This is a genomic window from Mesorhizobium loti, assembly GCA_014189435.1.
GTDB classification, from domain to species: domain Bacteria; phylum Pseudomonadota; class Alphaproteobacteria; order Rhizobiales; family Rhizobiaceae; genus Mesorhizobium; species Mesorhizobium loti_G.
Genome location: CP050295.1, coordinates 261,319 through 281,698 on the forward strand (window position 1 = coordinate 261,319; position 20,380 = coordinate 281,698).

12 protein-coding genes and 2 pseudogenes are annotated in these 20,380 nt (G+C 60.3%); 5 read left to right on the forward strand and 9 right to left on the reverse strand.

All coding sequences use genetic code 11. The features are described from left to right. The first annotated feature begins 227 nt into the window (after positions 1-227). Positions 228-878 (forward strand): DUF433 domain-containing protein, encoded by a 651-nt coding sequence (locus HB777_38210; GenBank protein QND69483.1) that lies wholly within the window; start codon positions 228-230, stop codon positions 876-878. A 4-nt stretch (positions 879-882) separates the two neighbouring features. Further along, the gene (locus HB777_38215) at positions 883-1,260 is read left to right on the forward strand and encodes a DUF5615 family PIN-like protein (protein QND69484.1); all 378 of its coding nucleotides are present in this window, start codon (positions 883-885) and stop codon (positions 1,258-1,260) included. 23 nt (positions 1,261-1,283) lie between these two features. Here HB777_38215 and HB777_38220 read toward each other — a convergent pair whose 3' ends face one another. The 8 genes and pseudogenes from HB777_38220 to HB777_38255 all read right to left on the reverse strand — a co-directional run bounded on the left by HB777_38220 (position 1,284) and on the right by HB777_38255 (position 15,053). Beyond that, complete coding sequence (locus HB777_38220) at positions 1,284-3,917, reverse strand: DNA-binding protein (protein ID QND69485.1); 2,634 nt, start codon at positions 3,915-3,917, stop codon at positions 1,284-1,286. Next, positions 3,914-5,038, reverse strand: coding sequence for a DNA repair exonuclease (locus HB777_38225; GenBank protein QND69486.1), 1,125 nt, complete (start codon positions 5,036-5,038; stop codon positions 3,914-3,916). The genes HB777_38220 and HB777_38225 overlap by 4 nt, the downstream gene beginning before the upstream one ends. A gap of 13 nt (positions 5,039-5,051) precedes the next feature. Beyond that, a complete protein-coding gene (locus HB777_38230; GenBank protein ID QND69487.1) occupies positions 5,052-11,015 on the reverse strand; it encodes a DUF3320 domain-containing protein in 5,964 nt (1,987 codons plus the stop codon). A 424-nt stretch (positions 11,016-11,439) separates the two neighbouring features. Next, the gene (locus tag HB777_38235) at positions 11,440-11,724 is read right to left on the reverse strand and encodes a hypothetical protein (GenBank protein QND69488.1); all 285 of its coding nucleotides are present in this window, start codon (positions 11,722-11,724) and stop codon (positions 11,440-11,442) included. Positions 11,725-11,891: 167 nt separating this feature from the next. Then, positions 11,892-12,986 carry an IS1595 family transposase gene (locus tag HB777_38240; protein QND69489.1) on the reverse strand — a complete coding sequence of 365 codons (1,095 nt, stop codon included), beginning with the start codon at positions 12,984-12,986 and terminating at the stop codon, positions 11,892-11,894. A gap of 182 nt (positions 12,987-13,168) precedes the next feature. Next, positions 13,169-13,885 (reverse strand): IS6 family transposase, encoded by a 717-nt coding sequence (locus HB777_38245; protein QND69490.1) that lies wholly within the window; start codon positions 13,883-13,885, stop codon positions 13,169-13,171. A gap of 49 nt (positions 13,886-13,934) precedes the next feature. After that, positions 13,935-14,093, reverse strand: a pseudogene (locus HB777_38250) (IS6 family transposase). A gap of 24 nt (positions 14,094-14,117) precedes the next feature. Then, entirely contained in the window at positions 14,118-15,053 is a 936-nt protein-coding gene (locus tag HB777_38255; protein QND69491.1) for a LysR family transcriptional regulator, read from the reverse strand. Between the two features lie 1,357 nt (positions 15,054-16,410). Here HB777_38255 and HB777_38260 point away from each other — a divergent pair. Further along, the gene (locus HB777_38260) at positions 16,411-16,674 is read left to right on the forward strand and encodes a hypothetical protein (protein QND69492.1); all 264 of its coding nucleotides are present in this window, start codon (positions 16,411-16,413) and stop codon (positions 16,672-16,674) included. A gap of 544 nt (positions 16,675-17,218) precedes the next feature. On the opposite strand, the gene HB777_38265 is transcribed toward HB777_38260, so the two are convergent. Next, the gene (locus HB777_38265) at positions 17,219-17,587 is read right to left on the reverse strand and encodes a hypothetical protein (protein ID QND69493.1); all 369 of its coding nucleotides are present in this window, start codon (positions 17,585-17,587) and stop codon (positions 17,219-17,221) included. A 294-nt stretch (positions 17,588-17,881) separates the two neighbouring features. On the opposite strand from HB777_38265, the gene HB777_38270 reads away from it, so the two are divergent. Together HB777_38270 and HB777_38275 are read left to right on the forward strand one after the other, a co-directional pair. Beyond that, positions 17,882-19,801, forward strand: coding sequence for an outer membrane protein assembly factor (locus HB777_38270; GenBank protein ID QND69494.1), 1,920 nt, complete (start codon positions 17,882-17,884; stop codon positions 19,799-19,801). Between the two features lie 3 nt (positions 19,802-19,804). Next, positions 19,805-20,132 (forward strand): annotated as a pseudogene (locus HB777_38275) (hypothetical protein). Positions 20,133-20,380 lie beyond the last annotated feature (248 nt).

The following is a 20,380-nucleotide window of genomic DNA, read 5'->3' on the forward strand; positions in this document are numbered from 1 at the left end:
ATATGCCGGGGCAGGCTTCGGCTTCGGCATGGCGCGGGGCAGCCGCTTGACAATTTCTGCGCCGCCCGAGATCTCAGTGATATCTCCGAAGCCGCAGTACCCTTCGCACAGGGTATGAAGGGTGCGATCCCTCACCACCGCCTTTGCTAACCGCCGGGATTCCAGAGACGCGTGCCTTTACGAAGGAACTCAAACGGCCTATATTATTCTTTGCAAGGAGAAGAATAATGGGCGCACTTGCTCGCATCTATACCCCCGCAGAGGCAGCCGCTGTCAGCGGGATCGGCATCAAGGCCGTGCACAATGCGATCGACAAACGCATTGTCGATACTGTGCCGAGCACTGCTCGGCGCGTCGGTGGGGTCGTCCGACGGGCGTTGACCGGCGAGGATTTGCTGCGGCTCAAGCTTTGGTATGGCGTGGGTGCGACATTGCCCGCTGATCGTCGCCACCGCCTGTTCGAGGAAATCAAAGCTGCCCCAAAGGCCAAGACCGTAAGGGCCGACGACCTGCTGATCGTCGACGTCGCTGAGGCGCGTAAACAACTGAAAGCGCGCATTGTCGATCTCGATGAGGCGGAGGCTGCCATCGGTCGCGTTAAAGGGGTGATGGGCGGAGAGCCTGTGTTCAAAGGAACCCGCATCCCTGTTCGTATGATCACGACGATGCTAGCGCAAGGCGCAGATGAAGCGGAGGTTCTGGAGGGATATCCAAAGCTCACGCCGCGCGTGATAGAGCTCGCCAGGATGTGGGTCGCCGCGCACCCGGTTCGTGGGCGCCCCAAGAAGCTGTTCGAGAAGGGCGTGAAAATAAAGTCGTCGAAGCGCGTGGTCTTGAAGGGCGACCCACGTCCGTCGGCCAGGTCGAGACGCGTGTGACCTCGTGAGGTTTCTGATCGATGAGTGCCTCCACACGTCTCTGGTTGCGGTAGCCCAAGAACGCGGACATGAAGCAAACCACGTCAACTGGCTTGGGCTAAGCGGCGAAACCGACTGGGACCTCATGCCCCTCATTATCGAGGGGGATTTCACCTTCGTCACCAACAATGCCAAGGACTTCAGGAAGCTCTATGCCAAAGAACCGGTTCACGCCGGCCTGATCATCGTCGTCCCTCAGGTCGGGCCTGAAAAGCAGAGAGAGCTCTTCGATGCTCTCCTCGAAGATTTTGGCCCAGAGGAATTCCTGATTAATGAGGTTATCGAAATCGAGATCGAAAACGGCAATGCCATCGTAACACGATACGAGCTGCCGTCGCCCTAGCTGTGAGGCTGCGCGATCTCCGCTTAGGACCGACTCGGTTGCCAGTCGCTCATCTGCAAAATGTTTCCGCCGAGTTTTGCGAACGCGCGTTGGCGGCAGGAGAAGACGAGAATCTGCTGATCGCGTGATTGACGATGCAAAGCGTCGAACATGCGCTCAATGCGATCGTCATCGGAATAGACCAACGCGTCATCGAGGATAACCGGTGTGGGTCGCCCGTCGTGGGCGAGCAGACGGGCGAAGGCCAACCGGGTCAGAACCGAAAGCTGTTCTCGCATGCCGCCACTCAACCTCTCGACATCCTCGTCCTGACCATTGCGACGAACGGTCTGCGGCAACAGTGTATTCTCATCGAACACAATGGAGATGTCGTCGAATAGCAGTCTGAGCAGCGGCCGCAGCTCGGACATGACCGGCTTGAGATATAGATCGCGTGCCGCCGAGCGCGCAGCGACCAGCGTTGTGCGCAGCCGGTCGAGGACGGCCTTTTCGATTTCGAAGCGTCCCACTCGCTCTTCAGCGACTTCCAATTTTTCCCTGGCCTCGCGCCAAGCTTCTTCCACCGCGTCGTCGCACCGGGTGCGAATATGGCCATTGAGATCGGCAAGAGTTACACGCAACTGACCTGCTTCCTGCGTGGCGGCATCCTGGACCGAGCGGGCACGGCGCAGAACGGCTTCGGCGCTGATGAGATCGTGAGCGCCGTCGCGCAGGGGAGCAGCGCGCATTTCGGCAGCTTCGCGCAGAGTTTGTCGTGCGGTGGCCTCGGTAAGGAGCAAGCCCTCCTTTTCCTCGCGCGCTGCTTCAGGTCCCAATATGACCTCGAGGCTGGTCAGTTCCGCCTGGATGGTCACGTAAGCAGTCTCCGCGGCCATGACAGCCTCGTCGGCATGGCTGCGCAGGGGCAGGGCCTCGCGCACGTTGTTGCGTGTTGTCGCCACACGCTGCTGAGCTGCTGCATGATGTTGCCGGATCTGTTGCGAATCGACTTTGAGTTCGAGTTCCCCGGCCGCGAGGGCACTCAGTCGGGCAAGCTCCTCGTGCAATTGCTGTATTCCTTTGGGCGCGAGATCGCCAAGCCGCTGGCACGCCAAGCCCAGTTCGGCGGCCTTGTCGCGCGCTTCAACCAGGCGCTGGCGTGCCGTCATGAGGCTGTCGACACCAAGGGCCGCAAGCAGGCTGTGGCGCTTCGCTTCGGCTTCTTCGATGCTCCGGTTGGCTTGCAGCGGCCGATTTGAGCGCAGGGTCAAGGCTCCGATGCCGGCAATATCTATGCGCACGGTGCCAGCAAAGGTTTGATCTTCTGCATGGGCCAAAGGCTTGGCATCGATGGTCACCAAATCGGCGGCGCCGTCCCGGTATTCCATGCGTAGCGTCGGAAGGGTTCCCAGTTGGGCTGCACGAAGGCTGGCAAGGTCGATTTCGAGCGCTTGGAGTTGCTCGACAGCCTGTTCCGGCACTGCCAGCATAGCTAGCGCCGCCTCTCCATCTTCGATCTGGGTTCTGGCGACTTCGGCTTGTTTCAACCGGTTGTGTAGGCTGGCCAGTTGTTCGGCTGCGTCGCGCGCCAAGAGGGTCGCATCCAGCCGCGCGAGCAGTTCGCGAGCTTCGCGCTCTTCCTGTTCGGCTACTTGAACTTCGGCCATCGCTTGTTCGTTTTCGGCTATGGCAGAAGCGCGCCGATCGAGAACCTCACTGCGGCGAAGCTGCGCAATCGTCGACTGCTCGCGCAAATCCGCGGCTCGTTTGAGCGCGGTCCGAAAACTATCGAGGGCCTGCTTCGCTGCGTCGTGGTGAATTGCCGCCAGAGCAGCTTCCGCTTCAGCAGCTTTCAGGGCTTCGGTGTGCGATTTTGCGGCCTCGACCGCGGCTTCGGCGGCCGAAATACCCTCCCGCCGGATAGCGCCTTCTTCGGGCTTTTCAAGCTCGGACAGACGCGCCAACGCCATACGCCGCTTGTCGAGCGCATCGCGCAGACCGGCAACTTCGGCGCTGAGGCGCAGCTCTTCTTTCAGCAGTTTGTCACGCTCATCGAGCGCCGCCGCATAGAGACCGCCGCTCTTGGGACGCAGCGTTGACGTAACCAGGCTATAGAGTTCTTCTTCACATGCGGCGACGATTTCGGCCATGCGTCGCCCGCCGGTCAGGGCTTCAACTTCCCCCTGAACCGAGGACAGTAGGCTTTCGCGCACGCGTTTTTCGCCATCCTCCTCGCTTTTGCTGCGCTTTTCGATGCCGGTGACCCCTTGGCGAACCCAGAGCAATCCTGCCGGCCCCGCGGTTCCGCCATGGATTAGTTTGCCGATAAACCCTTCTGCCTCGTCCGCTTGAGCCAACAGTCGCCCCCGATCGAGGTCGATAACGCTGGCCAGCTTGCCTCCATAAAACTGCTTGGTAAGCCGATAGCGTCCTTCTGAAGTGGTGATGTCGGCCTCCACCACCGGATTACCCCCACTATAAGGTCGTAACAGTCGCACGCCTTCGGGCGTTCCCGTATGGGGCTGGAAAAAGAGTGCATGGAGGGCTTCGAAGAAGGTTGATTTGCCGAATTCATTGACTGCGCAAAGCACGTTGACGCCGTCGCCTATGTTCTCGATGGCGACGCCTTGCCCTGCGAACCGTTTGACGTTGTGGAGCCGAAGGGCTGTAAGTTTCATGATCCCATCGCCTCGCAATAGCTGAACAGCCGAACCAGTGCTTCTCGCGATATGTCGCGTTCGACTGTCGACCGCCTTTCGTCGGTGCTTTCATCCAACAGTGCCTGCGCTGCCTCGCGAAGGGCACCAGAGCGATCGATCCGATCCAAATCGCCGCTTTCGCAGTTGGTCGCGAGCCCGTCCCGTTGCAGCTCCAGGTAGGCGTAGTCGGGCGCGGCTGCCGCGACCGCCGCTTCGAGGGCGGTTCGTCTGCTTACCCGTACCCGGCCAGACGCGACAATTCGCAGCAAGGTCTGACGCCGCAAGTCTGCCGGTGGTAGCAACGCTTCAAATGCCGCCGCGCTGTCATCGCCAGACAGCAAATGCAGTGGAGCGGTTTTCCAGGAAAAGCTGGCTGTTTGGACGGCCACGATCTCGGGCAGGGCGCCAGGCCCGGCAATGGAAACGACAAGGGCCTGACCGGGTGTATCATGCTTGAAACGGTCAGGTTCGGGCGCACCGCTGTAGCGGCTGCGCTCATTGATGGTGACAGGCCCGTGCCAGTCGCCAAGTGCCAGATAATCGAGGCCGGCCTTGGTCGCGCGATCTGGTGCAATGACATCGGACGCTGCTGAATCTTCGGAAAAGTTCTGAATGGCGCCATGAGCAAGGCCGAGCCGGATGGCGCCTTGCGGCGTCGCGGCGCTGTTCATCCACTCGGTAAGGTCGCGACCGGGTCTGCGGGTCGTGCACGGTGCGGGCAGCAGCGCCACGTCCGCAGCAATGGTCAGGATCTCGGGCCGTATCGCCAGCATGACATTGTCTGGGACAACGCTACCCGCCGCGCTCCACAATTGATCAGCTAACAGTGAATCGTGGTTGCCTGGGAGCAATATCCAGCGCAAGGGCGCGCTCTGGCTCATCTCGGCAAGGGCCTGCCGCAACATCGCGGGTGAAGGCGTTTCGGTGTCGAACGTATCGCCGGCCAGAAATATTGTGGATGCACCATTGACCCGTGCCTGTTCTGCCAGCCGGCTGATCGCGCCATGGCGCGCTTCACGGAGCCGCCCGCGCAGATCCTCCGGCATGTTGCCGAACCGCTTGCCGATATGAAGATCGGAGCTGTGGATGAAACGAAACATGGAGTCTCCGAGACTATGTCGATGCCAGGTAGCGCCGGGCGCGATCGATGGCCTCATCCAGCCGGGAGCGTGATATCGCCGCAAGTCGCTCGACGCCGAGCATACGTGCAAGGTCGAGAGCGGGATCCGACTGTTCCAGAACGTCTTTGTTCGCGACGACGACAGCGGCTAGCTCGGCGATTGGAATGTCGGCAATGGACCGGCGGGCAAGGGCGTCAAACGGCATGCGATAATCAAGCAGATCGACCACCGTCCCCTTCTTCCATAGGAAGCTGCCGCTGGACTCATCAGTTCTATCGAAATCGCGCAGATGCAGGTCGATCCGCTCCCGGATCTTGTTGCCCGTTCTGAGCCAGCCATGCGCCCGTGCGATGCGCTGCGCAAGGACGTCTTCTCGCAGCGGGCCTTCCTGTTCGATCACCGCGTCGACCATGGTACGCAAAGTGCCTCGGTAGGCGAACTCGTAAAAATGATCCGGGCTGGTGGCGAATGCTGATAGGTCAGTGAGGCGATAACGGCCGCCTGTCGGTCCGGAATCATGCGTCGAATTCGCGGCAGCGGGCAAAATTGCTCCAGATGCCGATGGGTGCTCTAAAGTCCCGACGGGAGCGGCGACAAGTTCTGGCTCTGATATTAGCGACAAGTTTTCAGGTTCGCCGATCGATGCAAACTCTTCGGCTGGCAATGGGTCTATGGGGTCGACCTTATGTCCCATGTCCCATTGGATCGTCGCTTCACTTTCCCGTTGTTCAGCTTGCTTGCGACGGCTTTCCTCGAGCAGTGCGGCGAGGCTGGCATGAAGCCTCTCGGCGCAACCTTCGAGATCAAACCACCAATCGGTTGACCATACCCGGACGATGTTCCACCCGAGGCCCCGTAGGACCTGCTCGCGGACCTTGTCTCGATCTCGCGCCGTGGCAGAACTGTGATAGGTCGCGCCGTCACACTCGACCCCCGCCAGATAGGCGCCGGCGAGATCGGGATGCCGAATCCCTATATCCACTCGAAAGCCAGAAATGCCGACTTGCGGAACGATGGTCCATCCGCGCTTCTCAAGCTCGGCGGCTACAGCTTCCTCGAAAGGGGATTCCAAGGCCCCGACCGATCCGCGTTCCTGCGCTGGCAATGCCACAGCACCGCGTTCGGCAAAATCAAGGAAGGCTTTAAGATGCTGTACACCGATTGCCTTGGTCCGGTTGGGGTCGATCTGGTCGGCGGTAAAACCTGAAAATACTATCAGTTCCTGCCGCGCACGCGTCACCGCGACGTTCAGCCGGCGTTCGCCGCCATCCCGATTTAGCGCGCCGAAATCCATGGAGCGCTTGCCGGCGTTATCTTGAGAGAAAGTGATCGAAAACAGGATGATGTCGCGCTCGTCACCCTGGACATTTTCCAGATTCTTGACGATAGCGGGTTCAATACGATCGTCGGCAAAGAACCATTCAAGAGCCGGCTCCATCTGTCGCGCCTTGTCGAAGAAATCGAGGATGAGCGACTGCTGTTGCGCGTTGAAGGTGATGACTCCGAGCGTGGGTCGGTCCTTTTCTGGAAGGGCCAGCCAACGCCGCATCCTGCTGACCGCCTCGTCGGTGACCGCTTGGGCTTCGATGCGGTTGGTGCGACTTTTTCCGCGGTCGTAGATGCCGGTCGTGATTTTTCGCAGCTGCACCGCCCGATCTTCCACCGTTGGGGAAGGGAAGGTGATGAGCCGATTCTGATAGTAGTGATGGTTGGAAAAGGCGATCAGCGACTCATTGCGGCTGCGATAATGCCAGCGCAGGTCACGCACGGGGATGCCGGCTGCTTTGGCTTCGTCGAGAATGCTCTCAAGATCCTTTTCGTGCTCGACGACTTCCTCGTCCTCCTCGTTGCGGCCAAAGAAATTGGTGGGCGGCAACTGCTTGGGATCGCCCACGATTATGGTTTGATGGGCTCGCGCGATAGCACCGACGGCGTCCCAAGTGGTGATCTGCGATGCTTCGTCGAAAATCACCACGTCGAACAGCGCCTGGTCGGGAGGTAGGTATTGAGCGATGGAAAGAGGCGACATCAGCATGCAGGGCGCGAGCTTGGCAAAGCTCGACGGCATGGCGCCGATCATCTCGCGGATTGACCTGCTGGGCCGCTGCAATTCCATCTGATGGCGCAACAGGCCCAACTCGGAATTGCGCGGGACGCTTTGCACAGCCGGCAAACCATGAGCGATGGCACTGATGACGCGAAGGCTCGCTTGAGCGCGGACCAGATCGTCGATCTCCCGGAAATCTTCGATGGCGTGCTCGTGCTGGAAGCGACGGAAATCTCGCAGCACTGGATCGGCATCGAGCGTGGCCGGCAGCCACCAGCGTACATAAGCCAGGCGGAACGCGGATTGAGCTTCGGTTGGTCGCACTAGACCCGCCTCGATATCGTCGACCAACGCTCCCAGATTCTGGCTGACAGCTCTGCGACGAATGCCGCACCACGAAGTCCAGTCCCTCAGAAGATGACGGACATCGAGCAAGTCTCCCATCGCCGTCGTCAATTCGGTCAGCGGGTTATCATGTCCTGCCCACGAAGGCGTCTTTCCAGCAGCGATCGCAAATTGGGCCCTCGCAGCCTCGAATGCTGTAGAAGCCGCAAGGAAGCGGGCTGCCCCGTGGCGCATCGTGCTATCTGCCTCACCGCTTCGCAGGCTCGGGGCGGTTGCCTGGAGGAGCGCTCTGAGATCCTCCCTGCCGAGGCCAGGCAGGCGTAGCGTCTGTCGAAGCCTTTCGGCCATCGAGAGTATCTGATCGATACCATGGGTGTCGGTATCAAGTGCAGCAAATCCGACCGGCTTGCCAGATAGGATGTTGGCTTCGACAGTGGCGCGGCGGTCCTGCATCACGCGCAACAGTGGCAAGTCCCGCTGAGGATCGGCCACGCCCTCTGTGACATAGCCTTGAAGCAGCTTCTGGACTTTGCGTTTGCCCAACTGACTGTTTGGCCAGAACGCAGAAGCGGCCTGTTGCCATTGCTGCTCTATGTCCTCCATTCGTATCCGCGCAACGGCTGCCTCGTCATAGCTTGCCGACAGGTCCTTGCGAGACTTGCGATAGTCTCCGATTGCATCATTGAGAGTGGCAAGGGCTCCCCGCAACTGGGCAAAATCTCGATCAAAGACAATGCTGACGTCATAGCCGGCACTGTCCTGGAGTGCCGCTGCCAGTTTTCGCAGCGCTTCGAGCTCCGCTTTTGACGCATCGCCTGTGGCGCGCAGGCCGATACTCACGAGGAAGGCGTCGAGTGCGGTCGCTAGAACCTCGGACGCACTCTTGAGGGTCTTTGCCCCTTCGAGCAAATTGTCCTGCCAGCCTGAAGTCCACTCGGTGACATCTATGAGACGCAAGACCGGTCGCATCTCCACTGACTGAAATGCGAGACCTGTTTCGGTGGCAATATGCTCCAGCGCCAGCCGGCTTGCCTCGTCATGGCCATCGCGCGATGGCCACGATAATCGCGGAGCGTGCTGTTGCTTGTTCTTGAGAGCGATGCCAAGCGCCAGATAGGGCGTGAGACCATTGACATGGCGCCGATGCAGCGCTTCGACATAGGCATTCAGTTCGTCGCGACGGACGCGAAGCCGCTCGTTGATCGCAATCCATTCCGCTGCTTCCACGCGCACGCCGCTTTCCCAGCTGATCCTGAGCTGGTTGAGAAAGTTGCGTCGGTCCGCCTTGCTGGAATGGAGTTCGAGGCAGTGCGCGCCCAGGCCATGTTCGCGCAGGCGGCGATACACCACATCAAGTGCTGCCGTCTTTTCGGCCACAAACAGCACGGTTTTGCCAACTGAAAGACAGTTGGCAATCATGTTGGCGATGGTCTGGCTCTTGCCAGTGCCGGGAGGACCGATGATGACAAAGTCGCGGCCCTCAGCGGCGGCAAGGCTTGCCGCGGTCTGTGAAGAGTCGGCCGGCAGCAGCGAAACGATATCGGACGGTGCATAGTGCCGGTCGAGTTCGCGCTCGTCCCGGAATGATGCGCCACTGCCCTCGAACGCTATCTCCGGCGTATCGATCAGGTGGCGTACGACGCGGTTTTCGCGCAGAGCATCGGTACGCTCGACCAGATCTTTCCACATAAGAAACTTGGCGAAGGAAAAGGTGGAGAGCGCCGTCTCGTCCACCACCTCCATGCCGGGGACGTCGCGCACTGCCTGACGCATAAGACCTAGCAGACGCGGCACATCAACGCCGCTTTCGTCTTCGGGGAGCTCACCGGAGAACTGTGGCAGTTTGAGCTCGAAGTCGCGCTCAAGAAACTGCAACAAGGTTGCGTTGAACCGCGGCTCATCTTCATGAAAGCGCAAGGTAAAACGCGATGTTGCGCTGCGGCGCTCGATTTTGACCGGTACGAGCAACAATGGCGCGCGATAGCTGCGCTCGTCCTCCGGCTTTTTCTTCCAGCGCAGAAAGCCGACCGCCAGGAAAAGCGTATTAGCGCCGCCCTCGGCAAAGTCGTTGCGAACTTGGCGGTAAAGATCGATCAGGCGGGATTCCAATTGGCGTCCATCGAGCGTCGAGGGGAGCTCGTCGCGCAGGAGCGCTTCTGCTGCAAAACCGCGCTGCAGGTCACGTCCATGGACTTCGCGATAGAGAGCAGCATCACGCTCGCCCAATGGATTCTGTTCGGGCAGTGATATGAGCCTGATCGAAGCGCCTGCCATCAGGCGATCCTCTAGATAGCCGACGTCAGTGCAAAGAAATGGAATTGTCTTCTTGGAGTCCGGAAAATTGAGCAGGCGGTTCCGCAGTGTCAAATCGAGAAGCTTTTTCTGCCAGCGGTCGATCCGCCCGGCAGCTGTCGTCGGCTTCACCTCGACGATGTCGGCAGGCAGGGCTGTCACGGCCGGTGCCGCTGGCAGCGGCAGCGCAATTTCGGTTGCCACTTCGGTATCCACGCTGCGACGCATCGGTTCGTGCGAGGCAAGCGGTGTAATGCCGCCGCTACGCGAGCGGCGGATATCGATGGCGGCGACAAAGGTGCCCACCTGCGTTTCGTCGAGCCGCTGTTCGATTGCTCGTTGCGCAGCCTCCAGCGTCATCGCCGGCCGATGCGTCACGCCGGTCGTCTCGAACACGATCAGTTCGCGCGATGCCAGCGCCTTGCGGATCTCCATGGCATCGGCTTCGATGGCGTTGGCGAGCGTCTTTTGTGTCATCCAGACGCCGACGGCAGCGTGGCCCTGGAACATAAGCACGACTGGGTGCAGGCCCGTCGCTTCCAGGGCGGATGCGAACAACAGACTGGCATCGAGACAGGTTGCCAGCCTCTCCGCGGCAATTGTTGAGGGACGTCGGATTTTTTGGCCTCGGCTTTCGAAGCTTGCAGGTGGCTCAGCATAGTGCAGCGATAGACCGGCAATGGCCGAATAGATTGCGGCCGCCAGCATGAATGCGCGTTGCGGATTGCTGCTTTGATAGCCATCGAGGCTGGAGGCATGACCATGCGCTGCGAGCCGCTCCGCTGCGGAACGCAGCAGTCCTGCGATCGCGGGGTCGTTCGGCATGACGAATGCAGGCAGCAGTTGCGCCATATCGATGACGCCACCCCATTCGTCGCGAGCTAGCAGGCGCACCGCAACGCGCTGCTCGGCCAGCACCGCGCCTGCTGAGGTGAGCCGCAGCGTTATCTCCCCGCGCTCAGCCTCGTTGAGACCGGCCAGATAGCTGGCGTCGAGATCGATTTTTCGGTCGCTTAAGGGAAGCCGGTCGCCAGCAACGATTCGATCAATTGTCCAGCTCTTGGCGCGCAAAAAAGGTGGGTTCGATATCAGCTCGAGAGTACATTTTTCGAAGCCCTGCTGCGTTGGGTTGTTGAGCGAGATAGACCGGATCACCGGAATGGCATTTTGGAAGGATGCATATGTAAAGCTGGCGGCGATGTCAGCCACTACTTCTATTACGGGCGCGGCTGATATACCGGCTGCGTCGCCAGTGTCCGAATTCGTTTCCATGCCCCATCCCCTATTTTCATTTACGATAGAACTTTGCGGCCAGAATTTGAAAGAAAATTCTCGGAATGGTCGCCGCTTAGTTCTTCAGCAGCATAGGTTTCTGAAATTGGAACCGCCTCCATCAGCCAGATAGCTGTCGAGATGCCCGAAGCCGCGATCCCGATCCTTGCTGCGGGTACGGCATGCGTTTGGCTCGCCTTGTTGAAGGCAATCTGACCCCGCTGTCGCGCGACTGTGTCAACGACCGTCCGTTCGCACCTCACCTCAAAACCCAAGCCACGCGAGCAAATGGGTCCACAGATTGCGGGCTGACTTGTCCGGCTGGTTAGTGATCGGTGCCTCGCTATCATTCGGAGGCTGCTCGGTGCCATAATATTCCGCCTTAGCGCGCGCGGCGCGTCGCTGTTCGGCCTCGACCTGCTCGTCACTCTAAGGTGCGGCATCGATTACTCTCCCCAGCCCTGATCACGCAGTGCGACCGGCAGGGGAGCTGCCAATTGCCGATCGAAGGGTGAAGAGCGATGATCTCTCCGTCGAACGCCATCTTCCAGTCGGTGGGGCTGAACCGGGTCACGACTTTTTCGCCGCAACCGCTGCAGCACCTATGTGCCGAGGTTGCGTAGTCCATCGAGATGTACAGCATTCCATTTTTCAGCGTGTCCGGGACATTGCGGAGGAAGCGATGCTCAAGGCGCTGATACCGGATCATTCCTGATCCCCATTGGGCAGCATGTTGCCGTCGACCGTGAAGGTAGAATAGTGCTCGTGCTCGAGATCGCGGTAGAAGCCCAGGCTTCTTCCACTTGATGACGGCCATCACGGCGTTGATGGCGTTGAGATCGGCGACCTGGATGTTGGTAGCGTCACGGGCCTTTATCAACCAAAGACAGCTACGGCTGATTTGATAGTGATGCCGCCATACGGGCTTCGGCGCATCTGACGACCCGTGGCGGTGCGAAAAACATTCGTCAATTGCAGCGCAGGCGGCACGCGCGACCACAAGGTTCGCACGCTCTCCCGGCCATGCCGGGTTTTGCGAATGACGTTTCCTGTGACGACGCGCTGCGACCATCGGAAGCCGATCTCGTGGAAATACAGGTCGGCATGCTGCGGGCTGATATGATGAAAGACGCCGGCGATGTTACGGCGGACGCGGGAGTTGAAACCTTCGACCGAATTGACGTGGACGGCGTCCCGGACATACTCACCGCTGGAATGCTTCACGGTCTCGTGCTTGGCAAAGCTCTCACCAATGGCCATGAATGCCTTCCACTCGTCGCTCATCAAATGAGCTCCCAATTCGATCTGCGCTTCAGTGACGCGTTCGCTTGCTCGCGCCGAGAGACTGGTCACGACCGCGGCACGCGCGTCACCGGACGGAGCGCCGGGCGTGACGTCGGTCGGCCGCTGCACCATCGCCATGACTGGCGTTTTGTCCGTATTCGCCTGGCCTTTCCGGCCCCGTCCCGGAGGTGGGTCATCCGGCCGCTTTCGGGGACTTCCCCCGAGATGGAAATGGTCGATCTCAACCGTGCCGACGAGCATGTTCTCCCGCGCCACCATGAGACGCAGTGCATGTCCCATCCGCCAGGCCGTTGGCTGGCTCACCCCGAGCGCCTCGGCCAGGCGCACCGACGACAAGCCCTTGTCGGATTGCAGTAACAGCCACATTGCCTTCAGCCAAACACGCATGGGAAGCTTCGTGGAGTGCAGAGGCGTGTGTGTCGTCACCGTGAACTGGAACCGGCAATCGCCGCTGGAACATTGATAAAGGCCCGGTCGGGCGCGACGCTTGCCGGTATCGCGACCGGCAAGCGCGATCGAACGTTTGTATCCGCAGGCGGGGCAGATCCGGCCATCCGGCCACACCATGCTTTCCAGCAACCGACGGCAATGCTGCTCATCCCGGAAGGCCGCGATCATTTCTTCAACAGTCCGAATGTTGGAAAGCGCTGCAAGTATTTCAGGCATTCTCACCTCCTTAGACCAGCCCGAAGAATCGCATGAAAGGCCATAGGTCACAAGGATATTGCGGTCTTTGGTTGATAAGGGCCGCGTAGAGATCCCGTCAACGCCGCCCTCAAAGGAGATACGTCCCCCGGGCACCGTAAACTTAACGCTGTGAAAACAAGATCTGGGAGTGAGGCTTTGGTTCATTCGGCGTGAAGTCGCGCGATTTGGCGCCATGCTTGCATGGCAGTTGCTCGCAGTTCTCGATGGTGGGTGGATGGAATATCGTGGCGGGGAACGTTAAAGAGGTTGGCGATCGGGTCGTGGACGGAAACGAAACGCTGAAGATGTCGCGCTGACTTGAAGCGCTTCATGATCCTCTCCCGCCGTCGGACGGGTTGATGAGAGTTCTCCGCCCGATTGTTCAGGCCCTTGTGCGAGCGATGCTCGACGCCTGGCATGATCTCCCGCTTCGCCGCACCGTAGGATCGAAGCTTGTCGGTGATCATCACACGCGGCGAACGGCCTTGCCCTTTCAGAAGCTTTCGCATCAAGCGCTTTGCCGCCTTGGCATTGCGACGGCTTTGCACCAACACGTCGAGAACAAACCCGTCCTGATCAACGGCGCGCCAAAGCCAGTGTTTCTTTCCACCGATGGTGATGACAACCTCATCGAGATGCCATTTGTCGCCGAGCTCGCCGGCCGATCGCTTCCGGATATCATTGGCAAAGTGTCTGCCAAATTTCTCAGCCCAAAGTCGCACGGTCTGGTGAGAGACGATGACGCCACGAGCTGCCAGCATATCCTCGACCATCCGCAGGCTGAGCGGAAACCGGAAATAGAGCCAAACGGCATGGGCAATCACCTGCGCCGGAAATCGGTGGCGACGATAAAGAGGATCACGGGAAAATCTGGTCATGCCGCCAGATCCCACATTTTGATCGATGCCCGGTTAACGTTACGGTGCCTCGGCGGATGGTCTCGTAGGAAACGACGATCCCGCGATCGAGCAGCATTTCCTCGACATCGCGCAGGCTCAGATTGAAGCGGAAGTAGAGCCAGACAGCACGGGCCACAATTTCGATCGGATAGCGGTGGTTCTTGTAGGTCGGTGCACTCACGGTCATGGGCGCGCTGCTACCTCAATTTCCTTACCCCTCAATCAATGTGACAGCACCCTCGCAACTACTGAGTTGGGACGCGCTCCCATTCGGGGGGCACGCTTCGCTAAGGTGCTTTTCTAGCTGCGCGCCGAGCAAGGCACTTGCCGCCTCGGCGGCGGAGGTGAGCGGCATGTGGGCGGATGAGATGAGGCATACTGTCAGATGAATCGGTGGATCGATGACGACAGGCCTCAGAGCTTCGTAGCCTGGAACGTCTGAGAAATCCCCCTTGGGAACGATCGCGCTTGCTACGCCGGCTTTGACCAAGGAGAGCACGCTGCAGAACGTGTCGACCTCCGCGACGCAGTTCGGTATCACTTCGGCCGCTCCAAACGCCCGGTCCAGTGCGACGCGGATCGTATGCGGCTGTGCTGGCAGCACAAGAGGAAGTCCCGCCAGCTCTTCGAGGGACACTGAGGTCGCCACATTTTCCGCATTGGCAGGCCGGACCAGATAGAGGCGCTGGCGGAACAGCGGCTTGCGGGAAACACCATGGGTGGGTGTGTCCTCGAAGACCAGGCAAACGTCAAGCTCGTGCGATTCGATGAGCGAGCTAATGCGGAGAAAGTCACCGGTCACCAAGCGCAGGGTCACTTTGGGGAGTGCTGTCCTGCAGGCGCCAGCTAAGGGGCCAGCGAGGGAGACCGCGAGCGACGAAGAAATACCGAGCCCCACTGAACCTTCTGGCTCTCCCCCGGTGGAGCGAACGATGCCGCGCAGTTGCTCTACCCGCTGCAAGATGGAGACGGCCTCCCGATAGAAGATCTTGCCCACTTGGGTCGGGCAAACGCCGCGTGCGCTCCGGTGCAACAGGGTGGCGCCGAGCGTGGCTTCAAGGCCAGCGATCTGTTGGCTGAGGGCCGGCTGGGCCACATGAATGGTGGCCGCTGCCCGGCAGAAGCTCCCTGCATCGACGATGCTCACGAAATATCTGAGGTGGCGTAGTTGCATGGGATAGCCTTGTCAAGGTTGAATAGAGCTAGATTACGCCTGTTGCCGCTTGTGGCAGTAGCGACATCACCCGTGTTTCCAAATAGGCCGAGAGGACCCATTTTGATGGGCTCTGAATCGCGAGCGAGCCTCTGCTTTGCGATCCGGCGGGCTCCGTACTTCGCAAGGAGAATTTGATCGCCGCCCTCAAGCGCGCATGAAGAGTTTTGCTCGGTCGGCTCGCCTCGCCGCTGGGCCGCTACCGGTCCACCGTCGGAAAGACGCGCATTCCAAAGGCCGCAGCGACAACGAGCGGCCGCAGCTCTTCGTCTTCTATGAGGACACCGAACTCGTACTCCCTCCACTTGCGCCAATACCCGCGCAGAGCGCGTCCGATCACGAGCAGAGTCCGGCCTCCGGCAGTCCAAGCCTGGTGAACGAGCCTGATTCACCTCGCATGCCTGTCGCCGCGCCATCAACGCGCTTGGCCTCATCATCTGGTTCGACGGGGTGGTCAGGTGCAAGGCGTTCGGCTCAAGAAAGCGACGCTGTTCCAGCGGCACATCAATGCCTGCAGACTGATCTGTGATTGTCCCTTGCTCGATGCTTGGGGCCGACACAGTCGGACGTCGCTTCAACATGACTCTGAGGGACAGCCACGTTCCTGGCTACAGAGGGGCGCTGGCTCAATAGGGGGGCTCTAGAGGAACTCAGGATAAGGTTCTTGGTCGAGTTCTGCTTGAATGCTGATTTCATAATCACGCCTCTCTTCGAAGTTTACGGACAGCACCAATCGCAGGAAGCCAGGCGGAACGGCGTAGGCGAAGCATTCACTCACGACGCCACTTGGTGGACTGGAACTTCTGCAACTAACTTTGTTGTGCTGCGATAAAGCACAGCGCAAAATCCAGGCCACTTTGCGCCGCTGTTCGTCGCGACGTCCGCAGCCCGATATCCGCTGCAGCCCGGAGGGCCTAAGCGGCAAGGGGCTCTATCTGACCTCGTTGCACGCTTGCCGCGCATGCCGGATCGGGCGGATGGGAGCGATGGACAGGTCTTCTCGGGGGAAATCATCAACCGACTAGGAAAACGGACGGTCCGAGCCTCTTCGCGGGGAAAGGTTCCGCTCCTGGGCAATGCCGCGCCGCTTCACATCTGGCATCTATTTCTTCGCTCGAAGCAGACATGCCGAATGTCGACAATCCGCCAATTTGTTGGGAAGGCAACCAGCGCCCACCGAAAGAAGAGGATCGCAGCCGTGGCCAGTGCCGAAATCCGCATCGAGGTATGCCGGGAATGCTGAGATCAAATCGATCGCTCAAGTGGCGCATTTTTTGCTTGGAAGCATCTGATGATGAAGACGATCCTACACATCAGGCTGTGCATAATGCAGGTTGTTTCTGGCGGTTTGAAATTCGCCACCACAGTGCACAACCGACAGAATGTTGAATTGTTCGGGGCCGGCTGGAACTGGCGGCTTTTGAACCGGCTTCCTCCGACAGGGCAGCTCGCCTCGTTGCCGACAAATCAATTTATCCGTCGAGGGCAAGATCAACCAGCTCAAGCTGGCGACCAGATGATCTCAGTTTGTTGGTCGATAGGAGGTGAATTATGACGGGCATTGACGAGCGTGGCAAGGCGCCCATGGCGATATTTAGCGCCATCGAAGGTGATATCACGGATGATTCTCCCGCCCTACCGGCTGTTGGGGTTGAAGGACCCGGACAATCATCCCGTTCTGTTGTAGCGCACACACGCTCTGAGCCTCAAGCGTCAAGCGTTTCCTCCTCTCGCCGCATGCGGCACACCAGTGTCCTTGATTTGCAGCAGGAGCTACTCTGTCAGATTGCTGAGCGGCTCAGCCCGACCGATCTTCTGAGCATGTCGCAGACGAATCAACAGATGTACCACGCCACTACGGCAATCTGGATGCCTCAAGAAGGGCGTGAAAGGGCTATCCGGGCTCAGGCTATCTGGAACAGGTTGACGCAAGACCGCCCTGGCGTCGAGGATCGCCTTGCCCCGCTTCTGTATGGGGGCGTGATCCAATCACTCGCGGCCAACTTCAATTACCTCGCCTGGGCGCAGCAGGAGAGCTCCAGCAGCGTCTCATCCTCCTCACCGAGACGCTTGAGGACCCCGACAATCGCGTCACAGCCTTATGGGGCTTCGGAGTAGGCATGGCAGGGCTTGCCCCCGAGCTCCAGCAGCGCCTCGTCGTCCTCGCCGAAGGACTTGACGACGACGCCGAGCTTTGCGCCTCGGCCCTGGAGAGCCTCGGAGCGGGTGTGGCCGGGCTGGACCCCGTCCTCCAACAGCGTGTTGTCGTCCTCGCCGAGGGACTTGAGGGGGCCGAGCATCGCGCCTCGGCCTTGCAGGGCCTCGGAGCGGGTGTGGCGGGGCTTGCGCCCGGGCTCCAGGAACGTCTCGTCGTCCTCGCCGAGGGACTTGAAAACGCCAGGCATCGCGGCTCGGCCCTGATGGGCCTTGGTGCGGGTCTGAGAGGGCTTGCCCCCGACCTTCAGCAACGTCTCGTCGTCCTGGCCGAAGGCATTGACGACCCCGAGGGTCGCGTCTCAGCCCTATGGGGCTTCGGAGCGGGTATCGGAGGGCTTGCCCTCGAGCTGCAGCAGCGTCTCGTCGTCCTGGCCGAAGGCATCGGCGACCCCGAGAATCGTGGCAGGGCTCTCAAAGCCTTCGGGACAGGCGTGGCGGCACTTCCGCGCGAGCTACGAGGGCGCATCGCGGCTCTTGCCGACGGACTTGCCCAGCCGCAGCATCGGACTCCCGCCTTGGCAGGACTATTGCCTAGGTTGTGCTAAATGCCCGTGTATGGAAGGCAGATGTCAGTGGGTAGCGCCCCAGGCGGCGCGCTATTGCACGCCCTGCTTTTGGCCGTGGTCTGCTCGACCGCGCTGGCCGCGCAATCAAGGTCCGCAGCCGCGTTCGAGCTGTTCGGCCTCAAGCTGTGGGCGCCTTCCAGCGACGAGGACGCCGACACCGTCGATCCACTGCGCTACACGGTGACCATCGAGGCGCCCGACGCCGACGAGGACATCGCCGAGAAGCTCGAAAACGCCTCGGCGCTGAAAGACGACGAAGAACGTCCAGTCTCTGGTTCGCTCGGCCTGCTGGCCAAGGCCCGTGGCGACCGCGACCAGCTTGTCGCCGCACTTTACGCGGACGCCCGCTACGAGGGCGTCGTCACCATCACCATCGAAGGCAAGCCGCTCGACGATTTGCCGCCCGACGCCGAATTTTCGGGTCCGCAGCCGATTCCGGTGGTGATCAACATTGCGGCCGGGCCGAAATTCACGCTTGGCGACATCAGGCTGGAGGGCGATGCGGCGGGGCTGATGAGTGCCGATTATGGTTTGATATCGGGCGGCGACGCTAGTTCGGGCGCAGTCCTCGAAGCTGAGGCGCTGATAGTGCGGACGCTGAAGGAGCGGGGCATGCCGCTCGCTGAGGTCACCGACCGGCAGATCGTCGCCAACCACACCACCTCGACGCTCGACGTGACGCTGACCGTGGCCGCCGGGCCGGCTGCCGGCTACGGCAACACCACGGTCGAAGGCACCGAAAAGGTCGACCGCAATTTCGCCGAATACATGACCGGCCTGAAGCGCGGCCGCCAATATTCGCCGGAAGAGGTCGACGAGGCGCGTGACCGGCTGCTCGCGCTGGAAGTCTTCAACAGCGTGACGCTGAAGGAGGCCGAGAGTCTCGATGCCGACGGCAACATCCCGATCGGCGTCGAAGTGAGCGATCGCAAGCCGCGCTATTTCGGTCTAGGCGGAACCTTCTCTAACACCGATAGCCTGGACCTGAAAGGCTATTGGGGCCACCGCAATCTGTTCGGCCGTGCCGAAAAACTGCGCATCGAGGGCGCAATCAGCGGTATCGGCAGCAAGCCGAGCGAGCTCAACTACAATGCCGGCATCATGTTCGAGAAGATGATCGGGCCGGCGTCAAAGTTTTTCGCCGGCGTCAAGACCGTGCTCGAGCACCCTGACGCCTATGAGCATTTCTCGGTCAAGGCCAACACCGGCCTGTCTTATGAACTCGACAAGCAACAGACGGTTTCCGCGGAAGTCGCGCTCGACTATTCGGAGATCACCGATCCTTTCGGCGAGCACAAATATCTGATCGCCAGCATTCCGCTCCAATATGTCTACGACGACAGAGACGACCGGCTGAACCCAACCAGCGGATTCCGGGTACTGACCTCTGCCGATCCCAGCCGCGACATCATGAGCGGCGCGGCCTTCCTCCTACTGACGGGGGAGGGATCGGCCTATCAGTCGCTGGATTCAGCCTCGAAGTTCGTGCTGGCCGAAAGGGTCGCGGTTGGTTCTATCGTCCGCACCGGGTTTCAGAATGTGCCGGCCAACCGGCGCTTCTATTCCGGCGGTGGTGGTTCGGTGCGCGGCTACGGCTATAAGGGCATAGGCCCGAAGGACTTCACCGGCCAGCCTATCGGCGGCCTATCCTTCTTCGAAACCTCGCTCGAGATGCGGATCGCCGTCACCGACAAGATCGGCATCGTGCCCTTCGTCGATGCCGGTACGGTATCGAATATGTCGGTTCCCAACTTTTCCGACGTCAAGGTCGGCGCCGGTGTCGGCCTGCGCTATTTCACGCCATTCGGGCCGCTGCGTATCGATGCGGCGGTGCCGTTCAACCGGGGTCCCGATGACCCGCATTTCGGCATCTATGCCGGCATGGGACAGGCGTTCTGAGCGATGGAGATATTCAGGCGCATCCTTGGCATTGTCCTCTACTCGCTGCTCATCGATAGGCGGAGCGATTGGGGCGCTCGTCGTCCTGGGCAGGAACGAGCATGGACAAGACAACCTCGCCGGCATCGTTTAGCGCCTGACTTCGAGCGACGAACGCAAGATCACGGGCAGCGGCATCGACGGCATCTGCTCTGGAGCGTTCAGCGTCGACCATTCGTACTAAGACCGCGAAGGCGCTTGGCTGGTGGCGCGCGAAGTGGCCATCCATTGGTGGCCGCTGGCGCTGCTGTCCAAGAGTTTCTGCGCTGATCGCATCGGGGCTGAGCGCATTCCAACTCGCAAGTCCGCCGTGGTCGGTACGCAGCCACCCACGCAGGGCGGCGAGGCGATCGGGGGCGATGTGGAATGAGCCGATGCTCCGCCAAACGCCGCTGGCTTCGCACGCGTGACATTCACACACGGTCACATGAGGCAACGTCGGCGGGGCAATCTTGCGTCCAGCGGCCGGTTTACGCGAGGCCGGCCTCGCGATTGGTTTGGTGACTCCGATCGAAAGTGCGGAAGCTGTTGCGATCGTGC